A 25,566-nucleotide genomic window follows, 5' to 3' on the forward strand; every position below is an offset into this window, starting at 1 on the left:
ACGGTCACGGAAAGCGGAATCGTGGGCCAAAGGTCCCTAGACATCCGCTCCCGCGTCGCACGCCTGTCCGCGCAGCCCCCGCGCCAGGTCGTCCCGTGCCTCCAGCACCAGCCTGCGCAGCGCCGGTGCCGCGTCCTCGTGGGCCGTCAGCCAGGCGTCCGTCGCGTCCAGCGTCGCCTGCGAGTGCTGGAGCGCCGGGAACAGGCCCTCGACCACGTGCATGGCGATCTGGATGGACCGCTCGGCCCACACCCGCTCGATCGCCGCGAAGTACTTCTCGGCGTACGGCGCGAGCAGCTCCCGCTGGGACGACTGGCCCCACCCCGCGATCGTGGCCTCGACCAGCGCGTTCGAGAGCGCGTCGGACTCCACGACCTGCGCCCACGCCTGGGCCTTGACCGCCGCCGAGGGGCGGGCGGCGAGGCAGCGGACCTGGTGGCGCCGCCCGGACGCCGTGTTGTCCCGGGCCAGTTCGGCGGACAGCGTCCCCTCGTCGGCGACCGCGTGGGCCGCCAGCGGCTGCAGGAACGCCCAGCGCAGCTCCTGGTCCACCTCGAGGCCGTCGATCTTCTCGGTCCCCGCGAGCAGGGCCCGCAGCAGCTCCAGATCGCCCGCGCCGGACGCCACCGTCGCGAAGAACCGCGCCCAGGCCAGCTGGTGCTGACTGCCCGGCCCGGCGGAGCGCAGTTCGCGCAGGGCGCCCTCGGCGAGGAGCCGCTCGCCGGTCGCCCGCCACCCCGGCGCCACGTAGTTGACCAGCGACGAGTTGGCCCACGCGTGCAGCATCTGCAGCACGCCGATGTCGGACTCGCGGCCCGCGAACCGCAGCACCAGGTCCACGAAGTCCCGCGCCGGCAGCAGCGCGTCCCGCGTCATGTTCCACAGCGCCGACCAGCACAGGGCGCGGGCCAGCGGGTCGGTGAGGTCGCCCAGCCCGTCCCGCAGCGTCTCCAGCGAGGTCGCGTCGAAGCGGATCTTGCAGTACGTCAGGTCGTCGTCGTTGACCAGGACCAGGTCGGGGGCGTCCGAACCGGCCAGTTGTGTCACGACGGTCCGCGGGCCGTCGACGTCCACCTCGGCCCGGGCGTAGCGCTCCACTGCCCCGGATCCGGTACGCCGGTACAGGCCCACCGCCACCCGGTGCGGGCGCAGCTCGGGGTGCGACTCGGCCGCCTCCTGCACGACGGCCAGCTCGTCGACGCTGCCGTCCGCCGCCAACAGCACCTGCGGGGTCAGGGAGTTGACGCCCGCCGACTGCAGCCAGGCCCGCGACCACGCCGTCATGTCCCGCCCGCTGGTCTCCTCCAGCACCGACAGCAGATCGCCCAGGCGCGTGTTGCCGTACGCGTGCCGCTTGAAGTAGCGCCGTGCGCCCTCCAGGAAGGCGTCCTGGCCGACGTACGCCACCAGCTGCTTGAGGACCGAGGCACCCTTGGCGTAGGTGATGCCGTCGAAGTTGAGCTTGGCGTCCTGGAGGTCGCGGATGTCCGCGGTGATCGGATGCGTGGACGGCAGCTGGTCGGCACGGTACGCCCAGGCCTTGCGGCGGTTGGCGAAGGTGATCCAGGCGTCGGTGAAGCGGGTCGCGCCGACGCCCGCGAAGGTGCCCATGAAGTCGGCGAAGGACTCCTTGAGCCACAGGTCGTCCCACCACACCATGGTGACCAGGTCGCCGAACCACATGTGGGCCATCTCGTGCAGGATCACGGTGGCCCGGCTCTCGTAGGACGCCTGCGTGACCCTGCCCCGGAAGATGTACTCCTCGCGGAAGGTCACCAGGCCCGGGTTCTCCATCGCGCCGAGGTTGTACTCGGGCACGAAGGCCTGGTCGTACTTCCCGAAGGGGTACGGGTAGTCGAAGTGGTCGTGGAAGAAGTCCAGGCCCTGCTTGGTGACCAGGAAGACGTCGTCGGAGTCGAAGTAGGGGGCGAGACCCTTGCGGCACATGGCGCCGAGGGGGATCTCCAGCGTGGAGCCGTCGTCCAGGGCCCGGGAGTAGGAGTCCGTGACGTAGTGGTAGGGGCCCGCCACCACACAGGTGATGTACGTCGAGATCGGCCTGGTCTCAGCGAACCGCCACACCCCGTCGGCGCGTTCCCCGACGCCGTTGCTCCAGACCGTCCACTCCTCGGGCGCCCGCACCTCGAAGCGGAAGGGCGCCTTGAGGTCCGGCTGCTCGAAGTTCGCGAAGACGCGCCGGGAGTCGGCCGGCTCGTACTGGGTGTAGAGGTAGACCTCGCCGTCCTCCGGGTCGACGAAGCGGTGCAGACCCTCGCCGGTACGGGAGTACGCGCACCGCGCGTCGACGACCAGCTCGTTCTCGGCGGCCAGGTCCTCCAGGACGATCCGGGAGCCGTCGAAGACCTCGCCGGGGTCGAGGTCGTGGCCGTTGAGGGTGACGGCACTGACGGCGGGCGCGATCAGGTCCGCGAAGCTCGACGCGCCGGGCTCGGCGCAGCGGAAGCGGATCGTGGTGACCGAGCGGAAGGTGCGCGGACCGTCTCCGGCGTCGTCTCCGACGGCCGAGCGGACGTCGAGAAAGACGTCGTAGCCGTCCACGGACAGCAGGGCGGCCCGCTCCCGGGCCTCGTCGCGGGACAGATTCTCACCGGGCACGGGCGGCACTTCCTCGGGTGGTGTTCAGTATGCGGACAGGCCGATCCTGTCATGTGCCGCCGCCGTCCGGCAGCAGGGAATGGACCGGGGGCCGGCGACTGTTGCAGGGCGAAAGACCGCTTTGTGAGGAGACCCATGTCCCAGACCGCGACCGACTCCGGCAAGACCCCCGTCGACTTCTGGTTCGACCCGCTGTGCCCGTGGGCCTGGATGACCTCCCGCTGGGTCCTGGAGGTGGAGAAGGTCCGCGACATCGAGGTGCGCTGGCACATCATGAGCCTCGCGGTGCTGAACGAGGACCGGATAGACGAGTTGCCCGAGGAGTACCGGGAGATGCTCGCGACCAAGGCATGGAAGCCGGTACGGGTGGTGACCGCCGCCTGGCAGAAGCACGGTGCGGACGTCCTCGGCCCGCTCTACACCGCCCTCGGCACCCGCTTCCACAACCAGGGCGAGGGCCCGACGACCGAGGCCATCGCCGGTGCCCTGGCGGACGTGGGTCTGCCCGCCGACCTGATCGAGTACGCCGACCAGAAGGACTTCGAGTTCGAGGCCGAGCTGCGCGCCTCCCACAAGGAGGGCATCGAGAAGGTCGGCCAGGAGGTCGGCACCCCGGTCATCGCGGTGCCCGGCCCGGACGGCGAGCAGATCGCCTTCTTCGGCCCGGTCGTCACCCCCGCGCCCAAGGGCGAGGAGGCCGCCCGGCTGTGGGACGGCACGCTCGCCGTGGCCTCGGTCCCCGGCTTCTACGAGATCAAGCGCACGCGGACCAAGGGCCCGGACTTCAGCAACCTGTGAGGTAGGTCACTTCGAAGTGGCGGCCTGCTCCCCGAACTTCTCGGGGAGCAGGCCGCCGCCGCGTGTGTGGAGGTACGGCTGGTACCACCGGCATCCGGCGGCGGTGCACCGCCAGAGGTTGTCCACGTAGTGCCGCTCGCCCTTCTCCTCCCGGACCGCCGCCTTCTCGGCGCGGTCGAGTCTGCGGAACCTGTGTCTGCCACGGCAGGTGGGGCACTCTCTCTCGATCTCGGTCATCGATCCCTCCGCGCTGTCGCCGCCAGGTCCGGGAAGTCGGTTACGACCGCGTCGACTCCCAGTCGGTAGTACAGCGCGTACTCGGCGAACGCGTCCCCGAAATCGTTGGCTCCGCCGCCCCGGCGGAAGTCCGCCGGCAGGAACTGGTTCTCCGCCCGGAAGGTGTACGGCCCGATCCGCAGCCCCGCCGCGTGGGCGTCCGCCACCAGAGTGGTCGGGGCCCCGAGCCGTCCGTCCGCGCCGACGGGGACGACCGACGTCCGGTCCGGACCGATCCAGTCCGCGTACTCGGCGATCCTCGCCAGCCCCGCGGGCGTCATCATGTCCCGGTACGTCGTCGGATCCCCGCCGGACACCAGGTCGTAGGGTCCGCCCGTCGTCCCCAGCGCCTGCCACAGCGGCACGCCCGGCCGGGCGGCGGCGACGCGCCTGAGGCTCGTCGGCTCGAAGGACTGCACCACGCACTCGCGGGGGCCGAGACGGTTGCGGCCGATCAGCCGGACCAGCTCCGGTTCCAGCTCCAGGCCGATCGAGCGGAAGTACGTCGGGTGCTTGGTCTCCGGGAAGGCGGCGATCGTCCGGCCGTGTGCCTTCGACAGCCTCCGCGCCAGGTCCACCACCTCCTGGAAGGTGAGGATCTCCTCGCGGCCGTCGAACACGGTGTTGCGGTTGCGGACCAGGGGGAGGCGTTCCACCGCCCGCAGGGTCTTCAGCTCGGCGAGGGTGAAGTCCTCGGTGAACCAGCCGGTCACCGACCGCCCGTCCACGGTCCTCGTCGTACGGCGGTCCGCGAACTCCGGGTGCCCGGCCACGTCCGTGGTCTGGGAGATCTCGTTCTCGTGCCGGACCACCAGCACATGGTCCCTGGTCGGCACCAGGTCCGGTTCGATCCAGTCGGCGCCCGTCTGGACGCCGTACGTGTACGCGGCCGCGGTGTGCTCGGGGCGCCAGCCGGCCGCGCCGCGATGGCCGATGACCAACGGGCGTCTCGCGCCCGGCTCCTCGACCGAGGCGGAGGCGGAGGCCGTGGAGGCGGAGGCGGAGGCGGGGGCGGGTAACCCGGCGGCCGCCGGGGCGGTGGCGGCCGCGAGCAGCAGGGATCGGCGTTGGAGGTGCATACGACAGCCCTTCTTCGTAGGTGGGTTCAGGACCGGGCCCGGGCCCGCGCCTCGTCCAGCCGGGCCAGGTGCTCCTCGTAGCCCTTCGTGTAGAACGCGGCCCGGCCCGCCTCCGGCTCGACGATCACCGTCGGCCGGGTCCAGGCGGGGGCGTCCAGCGCCACCCCGTACCGCTCGGCCGCGGCGAGGACCGCGCCCCGGGCACCCACCTCGCCTTCGACGACCCGCAGGGGCCGGCCGAGGACGTCCGCGAGCAGCCGCATCCAGGCGGGACTTCGGGTGCCGCCGCCGCAGACGGCCAGCGAACCCGTCAGGCCGGCCGCCTCCAGGCAGTGCCGGGCCGCGTAGCCGATGCCCTCGCAGGTCGCCCGGATCAGGTCGGCCGGGGTCGACTCCAGGGACACCCCGGTGAGTTCGGCGCGCAGGTGCGGCTCGACGAAGGGGGCGCGCTCGCCGGAGGGCGCGAAGTACGGCAGCACCCGGACCCCGTGCGCACCGGGCGGGGTGCGTGCCAGCAGGTCGTCCACCTCGTCGTGGCGTACGCCGGTCGTCGACAGGACCCAGTCCAGCGCGGCCGTGCCGACCATCGCGGGCATGGCGCGCAGCCGGTGACCGGGGCGGTCGGTGGAGATGTACAGGCCGGCCGGCTCACCGGTGAGGTCGAGGCCGGTCGTCGCGACCAGGGCGGCCAGGCAGGTGCCGACGATGAGCAGGCCGTCCCCGGCGGTGGTCACCCCGGCGCCGAGCGCACAGGCCGGCAGGTCGTAGGGGCCGTTCGCGATCCGGGTGCCGGGCGGCAGGCCCTCCCCCTGTGTCCGGGCCGTCGCGACCGGGTCGCTGACCGGGGCGAGCAGGCCGCGACGGTGGGTCAGGCCGAGCAGCTCCACGATCCGGTTGTCGTACAGACGTGTCTTCGGGTCGAGGAACGGCATCGACGCGTCCGACACGTCCGTCACCGCCCGGGACGCCCCGGTCAGCCGCTGGAAGACCATGTCCTTGCAGGAGACGGCGGCCCGCGCCGCGTCCAGGGACTTCGGGTCGTTGCGGTCCAGCCAGGCGAGCAGTGGGCCCGGGCAGCCCGGGAACATGGCGCTGCCGGTCCGCCGGAACACCGTCTCGAAGGTGCCGTCGGCCAGCCACTGGTCGAGCAGTTCGTGGGCCCGCCCGTCCATCCAGGAGGCCGCCGCCCGCACCGGACGGCCCTGCCCGTCCACCAGCCACACCCCGTCGCCCTGCCCGGTGAGGCCGGCCAGCTCGACCGGCTCCGCCACCCGTGCGGTCAGCTCCTCGAGGACGGCGACGACTGCCCCGTACACCTCCTCCATGTCCTGCTCGACGAAGCCCTCGTGCAGGGCGAGACCCACCGGGCGGGCCTCGACGGCCAGTTCACGGCCGCCGGCGTCGAAGCCGGCGGCCTTCACCATAGACGTGCCCACGTCGATACCGACGTACATGCCAGTCTCCTCAGCCAGTCGTCGCGGATGCCAGGGGCGGATGTCGGGGAGGGATGTCGGGGGTGGGTGCCCGGCGGACGCCAGGGCGGACGTCAGGTCAGGCAGTGCGCCAGCGGCTCGCCGCGCACCCAGCGGCCCACCTCCGCCGCCGCGATCCTCGCCGCCTTCTCGGCCACGGCCCGGCTCGCCCCGCCGAGGTGCGGGGTGAGGACCACGCGTTCACCCAGATCCAGCAGTCGTGAGCGGGCCGGCAGCGGCTCCTGCTCGTAGGTGTCCAGCGCCGCCGCCGACAGCCGCCCGCTCTCCAGCGCGTCGCACAGGGCGGCCTCGTCCAGCAGCGGACCACGGGCCGCGTTCACCACCACCGCGCCGGGCGGCAGCAGGGCGAGTTCACGGGCGCCGACCAGGCCGCGGGTCTCGTCGGTGAGCCGGGCGTGCAGGGTGATCACGCGGGACCTGCGCAGGAGTTCGTCGAGGTCGGCCAGGCGCAGGCCGTGGATCTCGTGGTGGTGCACGTACGGGTCGTACACCATCACCCGCGCCCCGAAGGCGCACAGCACGCGGGCGACCCGGCTGCCCACGGCTCCGTAACCGATCAGCCCGACGGGCAGGTCCTCCAGTTCCAGACCGCTGTGCTCGTACGTGTAGTACGCGGCCCCCTCCCAACTCCCCTGCCGGGCGAGGAGGTCGTGGGCCTGGGGGATGCGGCGCAGGGCCGCCAGCATCAGACCGACGGTGAACTCGGCGGTGGCGGCGGCGTTCCGGCCCGGCGCGTAACAGACCCTCACCTCACGGGACTTGGCCGCCTCAAGGTTCACGTTGACCGGGCCGCCCCGGCACACGACGACCAGCCGCAGGTCCGGTGCGGCCGCCAGGACGCGCTCGGTGACCGGGCCCATCTGGGTGACCAGCACCTCCGCCCCGGCCAGCGCCTCGATCAGCGCGTCCTCGGCGTCGCTCGCCTCACTGACCTCCGCCACCGCACCGAACGGCTCCAGAGGCCAGCCGAGCTTCAGCTCCGTTGTCCGTAGGGGGTGTTCACCGACCTCGTGGGCCACCGCCCGGGCGATCAGATCCGGCAGGACGAAGTGGTCGCCGGCGGCCACCACACGCAGGGTCTCGCTCATCGGAGGGCGTCTCCCGTCTCGGCGTCGAACACATGGGTGAGCTGGGCGTCCGCGGTGACATGGACCCGCTCGTCGTGCGCGAGCCGTGTCTCCGGGCCGGTGAGGACGACGAGCGGGCGCTCGATGCCGCCGAGGGCGAGGGTGGCGATGCCCGACTCCAGGAGGGGCTCGTGGGCGACCACGCGGGCGGACAGGCCCTCGGGGGACAGGCACAGGTCCTCCGGACGGATCCCGACCACCACCTCACGGCCCGCCGCCACCGGCACCGGCAGGGCGATCCGCGCCGCGTCCGAGAGCCGGGCGTGCCCCTCGCCGTCCGCGACGCCGGGCAGCAGGTTGATCGGGGGTTCGCCGACGAAGTCCGCGACGAAGAGGTTGGCCGGACTGTCGTAGATCTCGTAGGGCGTCCCGAGCTGCTGGATGACACCGTCCTTCATCACGGCGATCCGGTCGGCGAGGGAGAGTGCCTCCTCCTGGTCGTGCGTCACCAGGATCGTCGTATGGCCCAGGTCCTTCTGGATCCGCTTGAGTTCACGGCGGGTCGTGTCGCGCTGGGCCGCGTCGAGGTGGGACAGCGGCTCGTCCAGGAGCAGCACGTCCGGCTCGCGGATCAGGGCCCGGGCCAGCGAGACGCGTTGCTTCTGGCCGCTGGACAGGCCGGCCGGGCGGGCGTCGAGGAGACCGGTGAGGCCGACCCGCTCGGCGATGTCGGCGACCTTGCGCTCGACGTCCTTGCGGGCTGCGCGCCCCCGGGCCCGAAGCCCGAACGCGAGGTTCCCGGCCACCGTCAGCGGCGGGTACAGCGCGTAGTTCTCGAACGCCACCCCGATGTTGCGCTGTTGCGCGGGCCTGCCGACCAGCGACGACCCGGCCACCAGGATGTCCCCGCCGGTCACCGTCTCCAGGCCGGCGATCATCCGCAGGGTGGTGGACTTGCCGCAGCCCGACGGGCCGAGGAGGCCCAGCAGCTCGCCCGAGCGCAGCGCGAGGTCGAGCCCGCGCACCGCCTCCACCGCGGGGCGGCCCCGCGCGCGGTAGGTCTTGCGCAGATCACGTAGCTCCAGCTCGGTCATGGCGGCCCTCCGTGGCACACACCTCGTAACGGACCTTGTGCTCGTCCAGGTCACGCAGGGCGTCCGCGGACGCCCCGTCGTCGACCAGGACCAGGTCGAAGCGGGACAGCGGGACGACCCGGTGCAGGGCGGTCCGGGCGAGCTTCGAGTGGTCGATCAGCAGGACGTTGCGGGCGGCCGCGTCGAGCATCGCCCGCTTCACGGACACGATGTGCTGCTCCTGGTGGTAGGCGTACCCCCCGTGCACCGCGGACGTCGAGGCGAAGCAGACGTCCACCCGCAGCGACTGCACCGCCTCCACGCAGGACACCCCGAGGAACGACGAGTGCAGCGGGTCGTAGTCCCCGCCCAGGGCCATCAGATGGATGCCCCGCTGGTCGGAGAGCAGGTTGATCGCCTCCAGGAAGTTGGTGACGACCGTGAGGGGGGTGATCTCGCCCAGCCGCAGCCTGCGGGCTATCTCCAGGGTGGAGGTGGAGTCGTCGAGCATCACCGCCATGCCGGGTTCCACGAGCCGGAGCGCGTGCTCGGCCACCGCGGCCTTCTCCCGCCGCATGGTCTTCAGCCGGTACTGCACGTTCGACTCGAACACCCCGGACGGCTGGGCGGTCACCCCGCCCCTGAACTTGCGCACGACACCCTGCCGTTCGAGCTCGTCGAGGTCGCGGTGGATGGTCATCAGGCTCACCCCGAAGTGCTCGGCGAGGTCGGCGGCGGTCGCCGATCCGTCGGCCAGGACCCGCTCGGCCATCGCGGCCTGCCGGGCCGCCGGCCCCTGCTGGGCGCTGCCGCTCGTGCTGCTGTGGTTGCTGCTGCTCATCGCGCGCTCTTCCCGATCCGTCGTCCTGGGCGCCCTGGCCGGTCGGCCTCGAACAGCAGCAGGTTCTCAGGCCGGACCGTCAGCCGTACCGGATCGTCGGCGCGAAGACCGGACGCGTCGCCGCGCGGGACGATCAGCGACACCTGCTGCCCGCCGAGCCGGACGGTCACCTCCACCGACCGGCCGAGGACCTCGGTGACGTAGACGGTGCCGGTGAGCGCGTGGCCGGGCCCGCCCAGCCCCAGGTCCCGCGGGCGCACGCCGAGCAGGACCTCGGTGTCCTCCCGCACCGGCGCCCCGACCGGCACCTCGAGCGACCCGTCCGCCGACCGGAAGACCCCGCCGGCCGCGACGACCCCCGGCAGCAGGTTGATCCGCGGCCGCCCGAAGGCCCGGGCGACCTCCGTGTCGCGGGGCCGGTACCAGATCTCCTCCCGCGTCCCCGTCTGCACGATCCGCCCGTCCCGGATCACGCCGATCCGGTCGCCGAGCGCCAGCGCCTCGACCGAGTCGTGCGTGACGTACAGGGTGGTCGTGCGCCGGACCGCCCCGAGCGCCTTCAGCTCGGCCCGCATCTGCTGACGCAGCTTGGCGTCCAGATGGGACAGCGGCTCGTCCAGCAGGAAGGCGCGGGCCGGACGGACCAGGACCCGGCCGAGGGCGACGCGCTGGCGCTGGCCGTTGGACAGCCGGCCCACCGGACGGTCCAGCAGGGCGCCGATGCCGAGGAGTTCGGCGACCTCGGTGATCCGGGCGCGGGCCTCGGCGGCGGGCAGCCGGTGCCGGGGCGAGCGCAGCGGAGAGGCGAGGTTGTCGTAGGCCGAGCGGTGCGGGTAGAGGGCGTAGCTCTCGAAGCACATGGCCACGCCCCGGTCGTAGGGCTCGACGGTGCTCATGTCCTCGCCGTCGATCTCGACCGTGCCGGAGTCGGGGCGTTCGAGGCCGGCGACGGTCTTCAGCGTGGTGGTCTTGCCTGCGCCGGACGGGCCGAGCAGGCAGAAGAACTCGCCTTCGCCGACGTCCAGGTCGAGGCCGTCCAGGGCGGTGGCCCTGCCGTACGTCTTGTGGACGCCCGTCAGCCGGATCACGACTTCACCGCCCCGAACGACAGCCCCCGCACCAGATACCGCTGGATGGTCAGCGCGAGCAGCAGCGGCGGCACGACGGACACCAGCGCGGCCGCGGCCGTGAGGTTGTACTTGGGCCGGTCGCCGCCGAGGAAGGACAGCGCGCCCACGGTCACCGTCTGGGCCTCGTTGGAGGTGAGGATCAGCGGGAAGACGAAGTTGTTCCAGGCGAAGATGAAGGCGAGCAGCGACACGGCCGCGACGCCCGGCTTGACCAGCGGGAGCGCCACCCGGAAGAACGCCTGTCTGCGCGTGTAGCCGTCCAGCAGCGCGGCCTGCTCCAGCTCCGGCGTCAGATCCGCGAAGTAGGACCGCATGATCCACACGATCAGGGGCAGCGTGACGAGCTGGAGCACCCAGACCATGCCGACGTACGTGTCGAAGAGGCCGAGCTTCTGGTACAGCACGAACAGCGGGATGATCACGGTGAGTTCGGGCGCGAAGCGGAACGACAGCAGCGTGAACATCAGGTTCTCGGAGCCCCTGAACCGCCACCGCGCCGACGCGTACGCCGCGGGCAGCCCCACGACGAGCGACAGCGCCACCGCGCCCACCGACACGACCAGGCTGTTGACGAAGAAGCGGACGAACGGGATGCCCTCGCTGTCCCCGAGGACCGTCCGGTAGCCGTCGAGGGTCGGGGAGAAGGAGAAGTACGTGCTGAAGAGCTGGTCGGCCGGCTTCAGGGACAGGATCACCATCCAGGCGATCGGGAACAGGGCGAAAACGAAGTAGAGGATCAGGGCGAGGTCGGCCAGCACGCCCGACAGGCGTTTTCCCGTGCTCATCTGGTCACCTCCGCGGCCCGCCGCTGGATCTTCCCCAGATGCCGCACCAGCACCATCGCGGCGAGGTACACCACGGCCCACAGCACGATCGTGTAGCTGATCCCGAAGGAGTAGCGCTGGAAGCGGATGGCCTCCAGGTAGGCGCGGATCTGCAGCACGACCGTGGAGTCGCCGGGCCCGCCCTCGGTGAGGGCGTAGATGATGTCGAACACCTTCAGCGAGTCCATGAACCGGAAGATCACCGCCACCAGCACGTACGGCCACAGCATCGGCAGGGTCAGTCGGCGGAACGTGTACCACCAGCCCGCCCCGTCGACCGCCGCCGCCTCGAACGGCGAGGTGGGCAGCGACCGCAGCCCGGCGAGCGCGAGGATCGCCACGAACGGCGTGTACACCCACACGTCGACGGCGATCGACGAGAGCAGCGCGCCGGTCGGGGTGTCCGTCCACTGCACACCGCCGAGCCCGACCGGTTCCAGGAGGTGGTTGACGACCCCCACGGACGGCTGCAGCATCAGTTTCCAGATGATCGCCGCGATCACCGGGGCGATCATCAGCGGCAGGATCAGGATCTTCTCCAGGATCCGCCCGACCACCGAGGAGCGGTGCAGCAGCAGGGCGACGGCGACCCCGAGCACGGTCTCGACGGCGGCGGCACCGACCGCGTACAGCACGGTCACCCACGCCGAGTTCCAGAACGCCTCCTGGGTGAAGACCGTCCGGTAGTTCTCGAAGCCCACCATGTCGGGCTGCGGCTTGCTCGCCGAGAAGTCGAACAGCGTGTAGTACAGCCCGAGTCCGAAGGGATAGAGGATTCCGCAGGTGAGCAGGAGCGCCGGGACGATGAGCACGTACGGGCGCAGGGCGAGCCGCAGACCCATCGCGCTCAGTCCACCTTGTCGGCGAGGTCGCCGGCCAGGTCGTCGAGGACCGACTTCGCGCCCTGGCCGCCGTAGATCTCCTGGAGGGCGGCGGCCCAGCTGGTCGTCGCGTCGAAGAACTGGGCCTGCGGGGTGAACTGGATCCTCGTCTGGTCGACGACGGTCTCGAAGGTCTCGAGGAAGCCGGGCAGCTTCCTCATCTTGTCCTTGTAGGCGGCGTCCTGGCTGACCGACTTCCGCACCGGGTCGATGTGGTTGTGGGTGACCGCGCTCCGGCGCAGGTGCTCCTTGCCGGTCGCCCACTGCAGGAACAGCCAACCGGCGCTCTTCTTCTTGCTCTTGGCGTTCATGCCGAGCGACCAGATCCACATGTTGGTGGCGAGGGACCCGTCCGGTCCCTTGGGGCCCGGATGGAAGGCGATCCTCCCGGAGGCGGGACTGGCCCCTTCGACGGCCTGGAAGTAGGCGGCCGTGTCCGCGTCGAACAGCATCCCGGCCTTCTTCGCGCCGAGGTCGCTGGAGCACTGGTACCAGGAGTACGACGTCCACGACGGCGGGCCGCCCTGCTTGACCATGCCCGCCCAGTCCTCGGTGAACGCGACGGCCTGAGGGGTGTTCATCGCGGGTGTGAGCTTCCCGCCGTCGACCGTGAAGTCCCGCAGCCCGTTGCGGGCGTACATCGTCATGAAGCCGGGATGGATGGTCGCCCAGCTGCGCGAGCCGCGCACCGCGATGCCGTACATGCCGTCGTAACCGGCGCCGGGCGCCTTCTTCTTGATGGCCGAGGCGAGTTCGCGCAGCTCGTCGAAGGTCTCGGCGGGCTTCAGCCCCAGCTTGCCGAACACCTCCGTGTTGTAGGCGACGACGTTGGTCTCCCAGCCCCACGGCAGCGCGTACTGCCCGCCCTGTCCGAGCGGGGCGCCGGCCTTCAGGGACCACTGGTCGGCCTGGAGGAGGTTGGGGAAGAAGTCGCCCTGGTCCCAGTCCCCGTCGGTGGCCGAGGAGTTGCTCATCCAGGGCCCGAGATCCTCCAGCCAGCCCGGCGGTCCGTACTGCCAGACCATGTACGCGCCGAGCATGAACACGTCGTAGGAGGCGCGCCCGCTGGACAGGTCCACGGTGAGCTTGTCGAAGTAGTTGTCCTCGGGGAAGACGTCGTACTCGACCTTGATCCCGGTCTGTTCGGTGAACGCCTTCAGATCGGCGACCAGCGCGTCCGTGTACGGGTGCTTGTTGAGCAGCGCCTTGACGGTGGTGCCCTGCTCCCGCTTCCAGTCGAACGAGCCGGTGACGTCGTCCGCGGCCGAGCCGTCGCCCTGCTGGTCGTCCCCGCCGAAGCCGGCACCGCAGGCGGTGAGCAGAGGGGCCGCGGCCGCGGCGGCGGTCAGGGTGAGGAAGCGGCGACGGTCGTGCGCGTGCGTGTCCATCCGTGACCTCCAGGTGGGGCTGGGTCCGGTGCTCGGCCAACACGGTGAGTCGATTCGTTAACAGAGGGTGGAACGGCGGAAGTTGGCCGTCAATCCCTCGCGCACACCAAAATCTCGGTGCAGAGTGAGAAGTTCACGTCCGGGGGCGCGAAGAACGGAGGTCTGGATGGTGGGTGAGAACGAGGCATGGCTGGGCATCGATCTGGGCACGCAGAGCGTCAGGGTTTTGGTGGTCACCGGCGACGGGACGGTCCTCGGCACCGGCAGCGTTCCCCTGGCCGGACGCCGGGAGGGCGGGCGGCACGAGCAGGACCCGGGGGAGTGGTGGGAGGCGGTGCGCACGGCGTGCCGGGCGGCGCTGGCGCCCGACCCGGTCACACGGCCGGGCGCCGGGAAGGGTGTCCGGATCGGCGGGCTCGCGGTGTGCGGGACGTCCGGGACCGTGCTGCTGACGGACGGCTCGGGACGCCCGGTGACCCCCGCGTTGATGTACGACGACACGCGGGCGGCGGCGGAGGCCGCGCGGCTCCGGGCGTCCGGGCTCGCGGTGCAGGACAGCTGGGCGCTGCCGAAGGCGCTGTGGCTGGTCGGCGCCCAGGGGCGGGACCGGGGCTCGAGGGTCACCCACCAGCCCGACGTGATCACCGCACGGCTCGTCGGCCGACCGGTGCCGACCGACTCCAGCCACGCCCTCAAGACGGGGTATGACGTGGAGCGCGAGGCGTGGCCCGACCTCGCCCTGGACCTGCCCGAGGTCGTACGGCCCGGCACCCGCCTGGGGGAGGTCTGCCCGGCCGCCGCCGAGGCCACCGGCGTTCCCGCCGGGACCCCCGTGTTCGCCGGGATGACGGACGGCTGCGCGGCGCAGATCGCCTCGGGGGCGCTGCGGCCGGGTTCCTGGAACTCGGTGCTCGGGACGACGCTCGTCCTGAAGGGCGCCTGCGCCACTCCCGTGCGGGACGCCACCGGCGTCGTCTACAACCACCGGGCCCCGGACGGGACCTGGCTGCCGGGCGGGGCGTCCAGCGTGGGGGCGGGGGTGCTGACCGCAGGCTTCGCGGGCGCGGATCCCGCGGCCATGGACCGGCGGGCTGCCGCCTTCGAACCGTCCGGCGTGGTCGCCTACCCGCTGGTGTCGCCGGGCGAACGGTTCCCCTTCCTGGCTCCGGACGCCACCGCCCTGCTGCTCGGCGAGCCCGCCGGTGACGCCGACCTGTGGGCCGGCCTGCTCCAGGGGGTCGCCTTCACCGAGCGGCTGTGCCTGGACTACCTGCACCTTCTGGGCGCCCCGCTCGACGGGCCCCTCACCTTCACCGGGGGCGCCGCGCGCAGCGCCTACTGGAACCAGCTGCGCGCCGACATCCTGGGACGCCCGGTGCGCGTACCGAAGCAGACCGAACCGGCGCTGGGGATGGCGGTGCTGGCGGCGTACGGGAGTGCGTACGGGACCGGCCCGGACCGGGGTCTGGCGGACGTCGCCGAACGCATGACCCGGCTGAGCGAGGTCGTCCACCCCCGCCCCGGCCGCACGGCCCTGTTCGCCGAGCCGTACGTCCGTCTCGTCGACGAACTGACGGTCCGCGGCTGGCTGCCGGCGCCCGTCGCGGCACACGCGCGCGACCGGTCGAACCGGGATACTGCGGGCTGATGAGCCCAGCCCTGTCGCCGGCCCTCCACGGACGGACCCATCCATGAACACCACACCCACCCCCGCCACCCTGCTGCTGGCCCGCCACGGGCAGACGGTCTGGCACGCCGAGAACCGGTACGCCGGGGTCAGCGACGTGTCCCTCACGGACACCGGGCGCGAGCAGGCCGAGGCGCTCGGGCGCTGGGCCGCCGCGCACCCGGTCGACGCGGTCTGGACGTCACCGGTGTCCCGGGCCGTCGTCACGGCGGAGCCCGCCTGCCGGGCCCTCGGCCTCACCCCGCACCGCGAGCCCGGCCTGCGCGAGTGCGACTTCGGTGTGGTGGAGGGCCGAACCCTCGCGGAGTTCGCCGCCGAGGACCCGGCGGGGGCCGCGGCCTACCGGGCCGACCCCGTGGCGCACCCCTTCCCCGGCGCCGAGGACCCGAAGGCCGCCGCCGCCCGCGGCGCCGAGGCCCTGCGCCGGATCGCCGCCGCCCACCCCGGCGAACGGGTCCTCGTGGTCGCCCACAACACCCTGTTCCGTCTGGTGCTGTGCACGCTGCTGTCGATCCCGGCCGGGGAGTACCGCAGGGTGTTCCCTCGGTTGCTCAACGCCGCGATCAGTGAACTCCGCGTGACCCCGGACGGATCCGCCGCACTTCTCTCCCTCAATGTGCCGTGCGAGCCGGGCATCTCGTAGCACTATGTGCGCATGACGGAGATCGACACCTCGGTGCCGCATTCGGCCCGGATCTGGAACTACTGGCTCGGGGGCAAGGACAACTACCCGGTGGACGAGGCGGCCGGTGACGCCTACACCGCCGTCTTCCCCGGCATCGTCACCATCGCCCGAGGCAGCCGCGCCTTCCTCGGGCGCAGCATCCGCTACCTGGTGCGGGAGGCGGGCGTACGCCAGTTCCTCGACGTCGGCACCGGCCTGCCCACCGTGGACAACACCCACGAGGTCGCCCAGGGCGCCGCCCCCGAGTCGAGGATCGTCTACGTCGACAACGACCCGTTGGTGCTCGCGCACGCCCGCGCCCTGCTCACCTCCACGCCCGAGGGCGCGACGGCGTACGAGGCGATCAGCCTCTTCGAGCCGGAGCAGATCCTGCGGGCCGCCGCGAAGACCCTGGACCTGACGCAGCCGACCGCCCTGATCCTCAGCGGCATCCTCGGCCACGTCGCCGACTACGACGGGGCCCGCGCCATCGTGCACAGCCTCCTGGAGGGCCTGCCCTCCGGCAGCTACCTCTGCGTCAACGACGGCTCCCGGGGCACCGACCCGGCCTACGAGCAGGCCCAGGACGCCTACAACGAGACCGGCGCGGTCCCGTACTTCCTGCGCCCGGTCGACCAGATCGCGGCCTTCTTCGACGGGCTGGAGCTGGTGGAGCCGGGCGTGGTGTCCGTCCCCCTGTGGCGCCCCGAGCCCGGCACCGACGAGCCACAGCCGATCGGCCAGCACGGCGGCCTGGGCCGCAAGCCGTAACGGCACCGGAGAGCCCCCGCGAGTCACGTCCTCGCGGGGGCTCCCGTCTTTCCGCCTGCCGACGTGAAGGGTGAGAAGACGATCACGAGGCAGGACGCTCTACGGAGGCGTCAGGGCGCCAGCAGCAGCACGTCCGCACGGGACTTGGCGGCCTCGTACCGCCGGGCCACGTCCTGCCAGTCGACGACCTGCCACATGGCCTCGATGAAGTCGACCTTCTGGTTCTTGTACTGCAGGTAGAAGGCGTGCTCCCAGGCGTCGAAGACGAGGATCGGCACCGAGCCCTGACCCACGTTGCCCTGGTGGTCGTAGACCTGCTCGACGACGAGCCGGCCGCTCAGCGGCTCGTAGGCGAGGACACCCCACCCGGAACCCTGCGTGGTCGCGGAGGCCTTGGTCAGCTGGGCCTTGAACCCGGCGAACGACCCGAACGACTCCGCGATCGCGTCCGCGAGCTCCCCCACCCCGTCGACGGCGAGCGGCTCACCGCCGCCCTCGCCGGTCATGTTCCGCCAGTAGATGCTGTGCAGGATGTGCCCGGACAGATGAAAGGCCAGGTTCTTCTCCAGGCCGTTGACCGCGCCCCAGCTCTCCTTGTCACGCGCCTCCGCCAGCTGCTCCAGCGTGTCGTTCGCGCCCTTCACATAGGCGGCGTGGTGCTTGTCGTGATGCAGCTCGATGATCTCGGGGCTGATCACGGGGGCGAGCGCGGAGTAGTCGTAGGGCAGTTCGGGCAGCGTGTACACGGGCATGACGGGGTCCCCTCCGAACCTCTTATTGCACATAGATTGCAAGTGCAGGCTAGCAGCAGCAAGCGGGAAGCGGGTGTCCGGCATGCCGACAGGGCCTGCGCGCTCCGCCACGGGCGACCTACGATCGGACCTCGTAGAAAGGGGGCGGCCATGGGGCCCGAGATCGCCGAGCTCGCCAGAACCGCGGGGACCACGATGGTGACGCTGATGGCCGGCCAGGCATGGGAGTCCGCCCGCGACGGACTGGTCTCCCTCTGGCAACGCTTCCAGCCCGGCCGGGCCGAGGTCGTCGGCAGCGAACTCGAGGCGACACGCGAGGACCTGCTCCTCGCCCGCGAGTCCGGCGACACCGGCACCGAGGCCGAACTGACCGACGAATGGCAGGCACGCGTACGCCGACTGCTGCTCGCCCAGCCGGAGGTCGCCGACGAACTGCGGCGCATCCTCGCGGAGTTGAGCCCCGAACTCCCGGAGCGGCAGCCCTCGGTGGACGTCCGCCTACGCGCCGAGGTCTCCGGCAGCGGCCGGGTCTACCAGGCCGGACGCGACCAGCACATCACCGAACGATGAGCGAACTCGGCGCCCGCGCCTCGGGCCAGGGCCGGATCTTCCAGACCTCCGGCGACCAGTACATCGAGGAACACCACCATCACTACGACGCCGGGACGGGCGGCCCGCTCTTCGGCCGTCAGGTCGTCCCCCCGGCGCCGGCCGCCCCGGACTCCGTCCGGATGCCACTGGTCGGCCGTACGCCAGGCGTCCTGCGCGACCGCGAGGAACTGCGCCGGGTGCTCGGCGCCGCGGTCGCCGGGCCCGGCGGCGAGGTCCACGTCGTGCACGGCATGGGCGGCTGCGGCAAGACCGCGCTGGCGCACTGGCTGTTCACCGAGGCGGTACGCGAACACGGCCGCGTCGGCTTCTGGGTCAACGCGTCCGAACGGATGTCCCTCCGCGCCGGCATGCTGGCGGTCGCGGGCGACCGGGGCGCGGCGGCGGGCGAACTGGCGGCCGCGGCTGCCGGACAGCGAGCGGCGTCCGACCTGGTCTGGCACTACCTCGACCAGTCCCCCGAGCCCTGGCTGCTCGTCCTCGACAACGCCGACGACCCGACGGTCCTGGAGGACGGGGCGTGGCTGCGGGCCGGCGGGCGCGGGACGGTGCTGGTCACGACACGGCACGCGACGTCCGCGCTGTGGAACGTGCCGGGTGTGCGTCGGCACGCCCTGGGGGTCCTTCCCCTGGACGACGCGGCGCAGATCCTGTGCGACCTGGCGCCGGACGCGGGTGATCTGGAGGCGGCGCGGAAGGTGGCCGAGCGGTTGGGCCGGCTCCCGCTGGCGCTCACCCTCGCCGGGTCCCATCTCGCCCACCAACTCCTGGAGTCGTGGTCCATGGACGAGTACGACCGCAAGCTCGACGAGGAGTCGACGGCGATCGTGGACCGGGGTGCCTCGGGGTACGGAGGCAGTCAGGCGCGTCATCTGGTGGGCCGCACCTGGCAGTTGTCGCTGGACGCGCTGGCCGGGCAGGGGTTGCCGGAGGCCACGACGTTGTTGCGGCTGTTGTCGTTCCTGGCGGCGGATCCAGTGCCGTTGAGCATGCTGGCGCCGGTGGCCCGGGGAGAGTTGGTGCTCGACGGGCTCGAACCCGCTCTGAGCGCAGGACAGTTGGAGCCCGCACTGCGGGGGCTCCTGGACCATTCGCTTGCCGCGCTGGTCGCGTCGGAGGGGGAGCGGTGCGTCCAGGCGCACGGGGTGCTGCTGGACAGCGTGAGAACAGGGGTCTCGGCAGGACAGCGGTCGACTTTCGCTGAAGGGGCGGCCGCCCTCCTGGAGGGCGCGCTGCCCGAACCGGGCGTTGACTCGCCCGACGCGCGGGGGCGGCTCACCTTGCTGACGCCGCATGCCTCGGCGCTCCTTGCCGCGGCTCCCGGGGAGCGCACCGGCACGCTTGCTGTGCGTGTCGTCCGGCAGGTGTTCGACTCCGGGGACTACGCGGGTGCCCTCGGCCTCGCTCCGGGCATCGCCGACCGGATCGAGTCCCTTCTTGGGGTACAGCACCCCGTGGCCCTGGAGGCTCGGGACGTCGAGGCCAGGGCTCTGTTCAGGATGGGGCGTTACCCGGAGTCCGAGGCGCTGCACCGCCGGGTTCTCGGACGTCGCGAGCTCGTGCTGGGTCCTGACCACCCGGACACGCTGCGCAGTTGCTTCGGACTGCACCAGCCGCTCGATCTCCTGGACAAGGACGAGGAGGCGGAGGGCCTGCTCCGCCGGGCTCTCGAGGGGCAGCGGCGAATTCTGGGAGCGGACTCCCCGGAGACCCTCCTCACCTGGGCGCTTCTGCCCGAGGTGCTGGCCCAGCTCGGCAAGGAGGGGGAGTTCGATGCCGAGGTGCGTGCGCTCACAGCGGCGTGCGAGCGCAGCCTGTCGCCGGACCACTTCACGGCGGTGGGCGCGCGGCACAGCATTGCCTGCGGCCTGTGGATGTTGGGGCGGTTCCAAGAGGCAGAGCCCCTCGCCCGTGAAGTGTTGGCCGACAGGATCAGACTGCAAGGGCGGGACCACCCCTTGGCCCTGTCGGTGATGTACCTGACGGTCCTGATCGCCCGGGACCTCGGCAGGACCGGCGAGGCCGTCGAAACGCTCAAGGAAGTCCTGGAGCGCCGTGAACGGGTGCTGGGGCGCGAGCACCCGTTCGTCACGCCGGACCGCGAACGCCTCGCCGCCTGGCAAGCCGAAGTCCAGCTCTGATCAGCTCTTGGCCCTGGCCCGCTGCCACGCGTACCCCGCGACCGCCAGGACCACCGTCATCCCGCCCGTCGCGTACAGCTGCACCCGGGTGTCGGGCTCGCGGGCCATCAGTACGAGGATCGCCGCCATCCCGGCCAGGGCCACCCACGTCAGGGCCGGGAACGCCCACATCCGTACCGTCAGCTTCTCCGGGGTCTCGCGTTCCAGGCGGCCGCGCAGGCGCAGCTGGGAGACGGCGATGAAGATCCAGACGACGAGGATGACCGCGCCGATCATGTTGAGCAGCCAGGGGAAGACGTCGTCCGGGCGCCAGTAGCTCAGGACCACGCAGGCGAAGCCGAAGACGCAGGAGGCGAGAACGGCCACACGGGGGACGCCGCCCGAGACCCGGCCCAGCGCCCGGGGGCCCTGGCCGCGCTCGACGAGGGAGTAGGCGATGCGCGAGGAGCCGTAGATGTTCGCGTTCATGGCGGAGAGCAGGGCCACCAGGACGACCACGTTCATCAGCTGGCCGGCGCCCGGGATGCCGAGCTCGTCCAGGGCGGCGACGTACGGGCCCTTCTCCACGACCGCCGCCGAGTCCCACGGGACCAGCGTGACGATGACCGCCATCGAGCCGATGTAGAAGAGCGCGATGCGCCACATCGCCGTACGGACCGCGCTCGCCACCCCGCGCACCGGGTCCTCGGACTCGGCGGCCGCGATCGTGACGGTCTCCAGGCCGCCGTAGGCGAAGACGGAGGCGAGCAGGCCGACGACCAGGCCCTCGCTGCCGTTCGGGAGGAAGCCGCCCTCGCCGGTGAGGTTCGCGGTGCCCGGCGCGTCCGTGCCGGGGAGCACGCCCGCGATGGCCAGGACACCCAGCACCAGGAACAGGGTGATCGCGCCGACCTTCAGCGCCGCGAACCAGAACTCGAACTCGCCGAAGTTCTTCACCGCGGCCAGGTTCGCGCCGCAGAAGACCAGCATGAACAGCGCCACCCAGGCCCACTCCGGTGTGCCCGGTAGCCAGCCCGTCACGATCTTCGCGGCCCCGATGCCCTCCAGGCCCACGGCCGTGCAGAGCAGGACCCAGAACGACCAGCCGGCGGTGAAGCCGGCCCACGGGCCGATCGCGCGTTCGGCGTGTGCGGAGAAGGAGCCGGACGACGGGTGGGCCGCCGACATCTCGCCCAGCATCCGCATCACCAGCATCACGAGGAGGCCGGAGAGGGCGTAGGCGACGACGATGGAGGGGCCGGCGGCGGCGATCCCCGCGCCGGAGCCGACGAACAGGCCGGCGCCGATGACACCCCCGAGGGCGATCATCGACAGATGGCGCTGCTTGAGTCCGTGCGAGAGGGCGACGCCGTCCCGCTGTTTTGGCGGGGACGTCTCGGTGGTGGTGCGGGGCATGGGCGCGGTTCGTCCAATGCGTGAGATGGGCAAAAACGCCCACAGTCTGGGCGGCCTCCCCGACCGGAAGGGAAGACCGCCCAGTATGCGGACACCCGCCGTACGCAGCGTGGTTACGCCGCCACGGAGACGGAGGGGGTCCGCGTCGCCACCGACGTGTAGTGGGACGCGTCCCCCTCGACCGAGTAGCTCTCCTTGCCCTCGATGCCCACCGGCACGTCACCCGCGATGGTCACCCGGTGCAGGCGGCGCGGCAGGCCGTCGTAGTTGTCGACCGCGTAGTGCTGCGTGATGCGGTTGTCGAAGAGGACGAGCTGGTTCTCCGACCAGCGGTGGCGCAGGACGTTCTCCGGTCGGGTGACGTAGGACTGGAGCAGGTCGAGCAGCTTGCGGGACTCGCCGGCCGACAGGCCCACGATCCGCTGCGCGAACCCGCCGATGAACAGGCCGCGTTCGCCGGTCAGCGGGTGCACGCGGACGACCGGGTGGACCGTGCGGTACTTGATCGAGGTGAACTGGGCGCGCGCGGCGGCCTGCGCCTCGTCGACCGCCTCCTCCGGCACCGCGTAGTCGTAGTCGTTGGTGTGCTCGGCCCACAGGGAGTCGGCCAGCAGCCGCAGCGGCTGCGGCAGGTCGCGGTAGGCGGCCGCCGAGCTGGCGATCAGGGTCTCGCCCCCGTACGGCGGGATCGTGATGCTGCGCAGGGTGCTGGCCTGCGGCGGGTTGAGGACGAAGGTGACGTCCGTGTGCCAGTTGTTGGCGGCGCGGCCCCGCTCGCTGTCGACGGGCAGGACGTTCGGTACGCCGTCGACGGACGGCACGGTCGGGTGGGCGGTGGTGACGTCCCCGAAGTGCCGGACGAAGGCCTGCTGGCCCTCGTCGTCGAGGTTCACGTCGTCGAAGACCAGGGCCTTGTGGGCGTTGAGGGCGTCCCGGAGGGCGGTGACCGTGGCCTCGTCCAGGGGCTGGGCGAGGTCGACGCCGCCGACGTGGGCGCCGATGTTCGCGGTGACCTTGCGGAGCTGGATGCCGGACATGTGGGGGTCCTTTCAGGCTCGGGCGAGTGCGGGGGTGACGTACTGGTTGGCGGGGCGGGGGAGGCCGTAGCGCTCCCGCAGGGTCCGGCGCGGGCCGTACTCCCGGCGGAGCAGGCCACGGGCGCGGAGGATCGGGACCACGTGGTCGACGAAGGCGTCGAGGCCGGAGGGCAGGACGGCGGGCATGATGTTGAAGCCGTCGGCGGCCCCCTGGGTGAACCAGGTCTCGATCGCGTCGGCCACCTGCTCCGGTGTGCCGGCGAAGGTGAGGTGCCCGCGGCCGCCGCCGAGGCGCCCGACCAGCTGCCGCACGGTGAGCCGTTCGCGGCGGGCCAGGTCCACGACGAGCGTGTAGCGGCTCTTGGCGCCCTCGATGGCGCTCTCCGGGGGGAGGTCGGGCAGTCGGCCGTCCAGTTCGAGGGTGCCCGGCTCCAGTTGCAGCAGGTTCTCCAGCCGGTTCACACCATGCGTGTACACGATGTGGTCCTCCAGGACCCGTTCGGCGGCCAGCGCCTCGGCCTCCGTCGACCCGATCACCGGGACGATGCCCGGCAGCACCTTGATGTGGCCGGGGTCGCGACCGGCTTCTGCCGTACGGGACTTGAGGTCGGCGTAGAAGGCCCGCGCGTCCTCGATGGTCTGCTGGGCGGTGAACACGGCCTCCGCGTACCGCGCCGCGAAGCGCTTCCCGTCCTCGCTCGACCCCGCCTGCACCAGCAGCGGGTAACCCTGCGGGGTACGCGGCACGTTGAGGGCGCCCGCGACGCTGAAGTACCGCCCCTCGTGCCGGGGCGGGTGGATCTTCGTGTCGTCGCCCCACACGCCGGCCGCCTTGTCGGCGACGACCGCGTCGTCCTCCCAGCTGTCCCACAGCTTCTGGGCCACGTCGAGGAACTCGGCGGCGCGGGCGTACCGCTCGGCGTGCGCGGGCTCGGCGGCGAGACCGAAGTTGCGGGCGGCTTCGGCGCCGGCCGTGGTGACGATGTTCCAGCCCGCCCGGCCCCCGCTGACGATGTCCAGCGAGGCGAACTTGCGGGCCAGGTTGTAGGGGGAGTTGTAGGAGGTGGAGGCCGTGGCGATGAGGCCGATGTGCTCGGTGGCCGTCGCCAGCGCGGTCAGCAGGGTGAGCGGTTCCAGGGCGCCGGCGGGCCGCTGGGCGAGGTTGTTCCACAGCTGTGGACCGTCGGCGAGGAACAGTGAGTCGAAGGTGCCGCGTTCGGCGATCCGGGCCAGGTGGACGTAGTGGGCGAGGTCCACGTGCGCGTACGGGTCGCTCTCCGGCAGCCGCCAGGACGCCTCGTGGTGCCCGGTGCTCATCAGGAACGCGTTCAGGTGCAGCTGTCTGGTGGTCACTGGTGGTCCTCCGTCACGCCGAGCGCGGCCAGCAGCCGCTCCCGGTACTCGCCCAGCAGCGGATCCCGGTACGAGCGCGGGTGCGGGCGGTCGATGGTCAGGTCGAGGCCGATCCGGCCGTGGTCGAGGACGAGGACCCGGTCGGCGAGCACGATCGCCTCGTCCACGTCGTGGGTGACGAGCAGCACGGAGGGCCGGTGGCGCTCCCACAGCTCCCGCAGCAGGACGTGCATCCGGATCCGGGTGAGCGCGTCCAGGGCGCCGAACGGCTCGTCCGCCAGCAGCAGTTCCGGCTCGCGGACGAGGGAGCGGGCCAGGGCGGCGCGCTGGGCCTCGCCGCCGGACAGCTCGCTCGGCCAGGCGCCCTCGCGGCCCTTCAGGCCCACTTCGGCGAGGGCCTCGCGGCCCTTGCGGTCGGCCTCCTTGCCGTCGAGGCCGAGAAGGACGTTGTCGAGGACGCGCTGCCAGGGCAGCAGCCGGGAGTCCTGGAAGACGACCGACACCCTCTCCGGCGCGGTCAGCCGGCCGCTTCCGGTGACCTCGTGGTCGAGACCGGCGACCGCCCGCAGCAGCGTGCTCTTGCCGGAGCCACTGTGCCCGAGCAGGGCGGTGAACTGGCCGGCGGGCAGGTCGAGGTCGAGGGAGTCGAGAACCGTACGCCCGTCGAACGACCTGGTCAGGCCCCTGAGCCGGACGGCCGGTCGGGTCAGCTGCTCAGTGTGCGTCGCCATGACAGCACCCTCCGTTCGATGAGACGGACCGCGCTGTCGGAGATCAGGCCGAAGATGCCGTAGACGACCAGGCCGACGAGGATGACGTCCGTCTGGCCGTAGTTCTGGGCCTGGAACATCATGTAGCCGAGTCCGCTGGTGGCGTTGATCTGCTCCAGCACGACCAGGCCCAGCCAGGAACCGGTCACCCCGAGCCGCAGCCCGACGAAGAAGCCGGGCAGGGCGCCGGGGATGACGATCCGCCGGATGAAGGCGTACCTCGACAGGCCCTGCACCTCGGCGAGTTCGACGAAGCGGCTGTCGATGCCGGACAGCGCGGCATGCGTGTTCAGGTAGATCGGGATGTAGACGACGATCGCGATGATCGCGATCTTGAAGGTCTCGCCGATGCCCAGCCAGAGGATGAACAGCGGGATCAGACCGAGGGTCGGAATCGCCCGGTTGAGCTGCACCGACCCGTCGATCAGCGCCTCACCGGTCCGGCTGAGCCCGGAGGCGAGCGCCAGGGCGACGCCCGCGGTCAGACCGATCGCGAAGCCGGAGGCGGCTCGCTGGAGCGAGGTCAGGATGTCCTTGGGCAGCGTCCCGTCGGTCCACAGGTGGACGCCGGTCTCCAGGACCGTCCAGGGCGCCGGGATCGCGGCCGGGTCGAGCTGCCCGGCGGCGGAGGCCGCGGCCCACAGGACGAGCAGCAGGGCGGGGCCGGCGAGACGGGTGGCGGGCAGCCGCCTGCCGGGGGAGAGCCGGCGGCGCCTGCGGACCTGGAGCTCCTCCCCGGCGCCGACGGGGGCGGTGACCGCGGTGACCGCAGTGACTGCGGTGGCGGCGGTGGCGGCGGTGCCCGTGTCGGTGACGGGCGCGGCCGCGGGGTCCGCGGTCACGGTGTCCGCGTCCGTCGTGTCCGCGTCCGTCGTGTCCGCGTCCGTCGTGTCCGCGTTCGTCGTGTCCGCGGTCGACACG

At 71.9% G+C, this 25,566-nt stretch carries 23 protein-coding genes; 6 read left to right on the forward strand and 17 right to left on the reverse strand.

From position 1 onward, the window contains the following. Window positions 1-36: 36 nt before the first annotated feature. Window positions 37-2,616, reverse strand: a complete 2,580-nt coding sequence (gene pepN, locus AQJ84_RS38030) for an aminopeptidase N (RefSeq protein ID WP_030044364.1) — start codon at window positions 2,614-2,616, stop codon at window positions 37-39. A 135-nt stretch (window positions 2,617-2,751) separates the two neighbouring features. Between pepN and AQJ84_RS38035 the strand changes: the two genes are divergently transcribed. Further along, window positions 2,752-3,414 carry a mycothiol-dependent nitroreductase Rv2466c family protein gene (locus AQJ84_RS38035; RefSeq protein ID WP_030044365.1) on the forward strand — a complete coding sequence of 221 codons (663 nt, stop codon included), beginning with the start codon at window positions 2,752-2,754 and terminating at the stop codon, window positions 3,412-3,414. Window positions 3,415-3,420: 6 nt separating this feature from the next. On the opposite strand, the gene AQJ84_RS38040 is transcribed toward AQJ84_RS38035, so the two are convergent. The 10 genes from AQJ84_RS38040 to AQJ84_RS38085 form a co-directional block, all read right to left on the reverse strand. Further along, window positions 3,421-3,651, reverse strand: a complete 231-nt coding sequence (locus tag AQJ84_RS38040; RefSeq protein ID WP_053192338.1) for a hypothetical protein — start codon at window positions 3,649-3,651, stop codon at window positions 3,421-3,423. Then, the gene (locus tag AQJ84_RS38045) at window positions 3,648-4,769 is read right to left on the reverse strand and encodes a glycerophosphodiester phosphodiesterase (RefSeq protein WP_030044366.1); all 1,122 of its coding nucleotides are present in this window, start codon (window positions 4,767-4,769) and stop codon (window positions 3,648-3,650) included. Before AQJ84_RS38045 ends, AQJ84_RS38040 begins: the two co-directional genes overlap by 4 nt. Window positions 4,770-4,795: 26 nt before the next feature. Further along, window positions 4,796-6,223 carry an FGGY-family carbohydrate kinase gene (locus AQJ84_RS38050; RefSeq protein WP_053192336.1) on the reverse strand — a complete coding sequence of 476 codons (1,428 nt, stop codon included), beginning with the start codon at window positions 6,221-6,223 and terminating at the stop codon, window positions 4,796-4,798. A gap of 92 nt (window positions 6,224-6,315) precedes the next feature. After that, window positions 6,316-7,350 carry a 2-hydroxyacid dehydrogenase gene (locus AQJ84_RS38055; protein ID WP_053192334.1) on the reverse strand — a complete coding sequence of 345 codons (1,035 nt, stop codon included), beginning with the start codon at window positions 7,348-7,350 and terminating at the stop codon, window positions 6,316-6,318. After that, window positions 7,347-8,423, reverse strand: coding sequence for an ABC transporter ATP-binding protein (locus tag AQJ84_RS38060; protein ID WP_030044368.1), 1,077 nt, complete (start codon window positions 8,421-8,423; stop codon window positions 7,347-7,349). Before AQJ84_RS38060 ends, AQJ84_RS38055 begins: the two co-directional genes overlap by 4 nt. Continuing rightward, the gene (locus AQJ84_RS38065; RefSeq protein WP_030044369.1) at window positions 8,401-9,243 is read right to left on the reverse strand and encodes a DeoR/GlpR family DNA-binding transcription regulator; all 843 of its coding nucleotides are present in this window, start codon (window positions 9,241-9,243) and stop codon (window positions 8,401-8,403) included. Before AQJ84_RS38065 ends, AQJ84_RS38060 begins: the two co-directional genes overlap by 23 nt. Then, on the reverse strand, window positions 9,240-10,331 hold the full coding sequence (locus AQJ84_RS38070; RefSeq protein ID WP_030044370.1) for an ABC transporter ATP-binding protein: 1,092 nt from the start codon (window positions 10,329-10,331) through the stop codon (window positions 9,240-9,242). Before AQJ84_RS38070 ends, AQJ84_RS38065 begins: the two co-directional genes overlap by 4 nt. Continuing rightward, a complete protein-coding gene (locus AQJ84_RS38075; RefSeq protein ID WP_030044371.1) occupies window positions 10,328-11,158 on the reverse strand; it encodes a carbohydrate ABC transporter permease in 831 nt (276 codons plus the stop codon). The genes AQJ84_RS38070 and AQJ84_RS38075 overlap by 4 nt, the downstream gene beginning before the upstream one ends. After that, complete coding sequence (locus tag AQJ84_RS38080) at window positions 11,155-12,039, reverse strand: carbohydrate ABC transporter permease (RefSeq protein WP_030044372.1); 885 nt, start codon at window positions 12,037-12,039, stop codon at window positions 11,155-11,157. The genes AQJ84_RS38075 and AQJ84_RS38080 overlap by 4 nt, the downstream gene beginning before the upstream one ends. A gap of 5 nt (window positions 12,040-12,044) precedes the next feature. Then, window positions 12,045-13,466 (reverse strand): ABC transporter substrate-binding protein, encoded by a 1,422-nt coding sequence (locus AQJ84_RS38085; protein WP_030044373.1) that lies wholly within the window; start codon window positions 13,464-13,466, stop codon window positions 12,045-12,047. A 166-nt stretch (window positions 13,467-13,632) separates the two neighbouring features. Here AQJ84_RS38085 and AQJ84_RS38090 point away from each other — a divergent pair, with 166 nt between their 5' ends. The 3 genes from AQJ84_RS38090 to AQJ84_RS38100 are packed head-to-tail and all read left to right on the forward strand — an operon-like array spanning window position 13,633 to window position 16,588. After that, window positions 13,633-15,114, forward strand: a complete 1,482-nt coding sequence (locus tag AQJ84_RS38090) for an FGGY-family carbohydrate kinase (protein ID WP_030044374.1) — start codon at window positions 13,633-13,635, stop codon at window positions 15,112-15,114. Window positions 15,115-15,157: 43 nt separating this feature from the next. Then, window positions 15,158-15,796: a histidine phosphatase family protein gene (locus AQJ84_RS38095; RefSeq protein WP_030044375.1), complete on the forward strand. Its 639-nt coding sequence runs from the start codon at window positions 15,158-15,160 to the stop codon at window positions 15,794-15,796. Between the two features lie 12 nt (window positions 15,797-15,808). Further along, a complete protein-coding gene (locus tag AQJ84_RS38100) occupies window positions 15,809-16,588 on the forward strand; it encodes an SAM-dependent methyltransferase (RefSeq protein WP_030044376.1) in 780 nt (259 codons plus the stop codon). A 110-nt stretch (window positions 16,589-16,698) separates the two neighbouring features. Here the strand turns inward: AQJ84_RS38100 and AQJ84_RS38105 are convergent, their stop codons facing one another. Beyond that, window positions 16,699-17,340, reverse strand: a complete 642-nt coding sequence (locus AQJ84_RS38105; protein WP_030044377.1) for a superoxide dismutase — start codon at window positions 17,338-17,340, stop codon at window positions 16,699-16,701. A gap of 150 nt (window positions 17,341-17,490) precedes the next feature. On the opposite strand from AQJ84_RS38105, the gene AQJ84_RS44545 reads away from it, so the two are divergent. Continuing rightward, entirely contained in the window at window positions 17,491-17,910 is a 420-nt protein-coding gene (locus AQJ84_RS44545; protein WP_030044378.1) for a hypothetical protein, read from the forward strand. Continuing rightward, complete coding sequence (locus tag AQJ84_RS38115; protein WP_037804383.1) at window positions 17,907-20,090, forward strand: tetratricopeptide repeat protein; 2,184 nt, start codon at window positions 17,907-17,909, stop codon at window positions 20,088-20,090. The genes AQJ84_RS44545 and AQJ84_RS38115 overlap by 4 nt, the downstream gene beginning before the upstream one ends. On the opposite strand, the gene AQJ84_RS38120 is transcribed toward AQJ84_RS38115, so the two are convergent. The 5 genes from AQJ84_RS38120 to AQJ84_RS38140 all read right to left on the reverse strand — a co-directional run bounded on the left by AQJ84_RS38120 (window position 20,091) and on the right by AQJ84_RS38140 (window position 25,487). Beyond that, the gene (locus AQJ84_RS38120) at window positions 20,091-21,485 is read right to left on the reverse strand and encodes an amino acid permease (RefSeq protein ID WP_053192331.1); all 1,395 of its coding nucleotides are present in this window, start codon (window positions 21,483-21,485) and stop codon (window positions 20,091-20,093) included. It abuts the gene before it with no gap. A 113-nt stretch (window positions 21,486-21,598) separates the two neighbouring features. Continuing rightward, complete coding sequence (locus tag AQJ84_RS38125) at window positions 21,599-22,522, reverse strand: TauD/TfdA dioxygenase family protein (RefSeq protein ID WP_053192330.1); 924 nt, start codon at window positions 22,520-22,522, stop codon at window positions 21,599-21,601. Between the two features lie 12 nt (window positions 22,523-22,534). Beyond that, the gene (locus tag AQJ84_RS38130; RefSeq protein ID WP_107082782.1) at window positions 22,535-23,875 is read right to left on the reverse strand and encodes an LLM class flavin-dependent oxidoreductase; all 1,341 of its coding nucleotides are present in this window, start codon (window positions 23,873-23,875) and stop codon (window positions 22,535-22,537) included. Then, window positions 23,872-24,606: an ABC transporter ATP-binding protein gene (locus AQJ84_RS38135; protein ID WP_030044385.1), complete on the reverse strand. Its 735-nt coding sequence runs from the start codon at window positions 24,604-24,606 to the stop codon at window positions 23,872-23,874. Before AQJ84_RS38135 ends, AQJ84_RS38130 begins: the two co-directional genes overlap by 4 nt. Beyond that, window positions 24,582-25,487, reverse strand: a complete 906-nt coding sequence (locus AQJ84_RS38140; protein WP_053192351.1) for an ABC transporter permease — start codon at window positions 25,485-25,487, stop codon at window positions 24,582-24,584. Before AQJ84_RS38140 ends, AQJ84_RS38135 begins: the two co-directional genes overlap by 25 nt. Window positions 25,488-25,566: the final 79 nt, after the last annotated feature.

The organism is Streptomyces resistomycificus (assembly GCF_001514265.1).
In the GTDB taxonomy this organism is placed as follows: Bacteria; Actinomycetota; Actinomycetes; order Streptomycetales; family Streptomycetaceae; genus Streptomyces; species Streptomyces resistomycificus.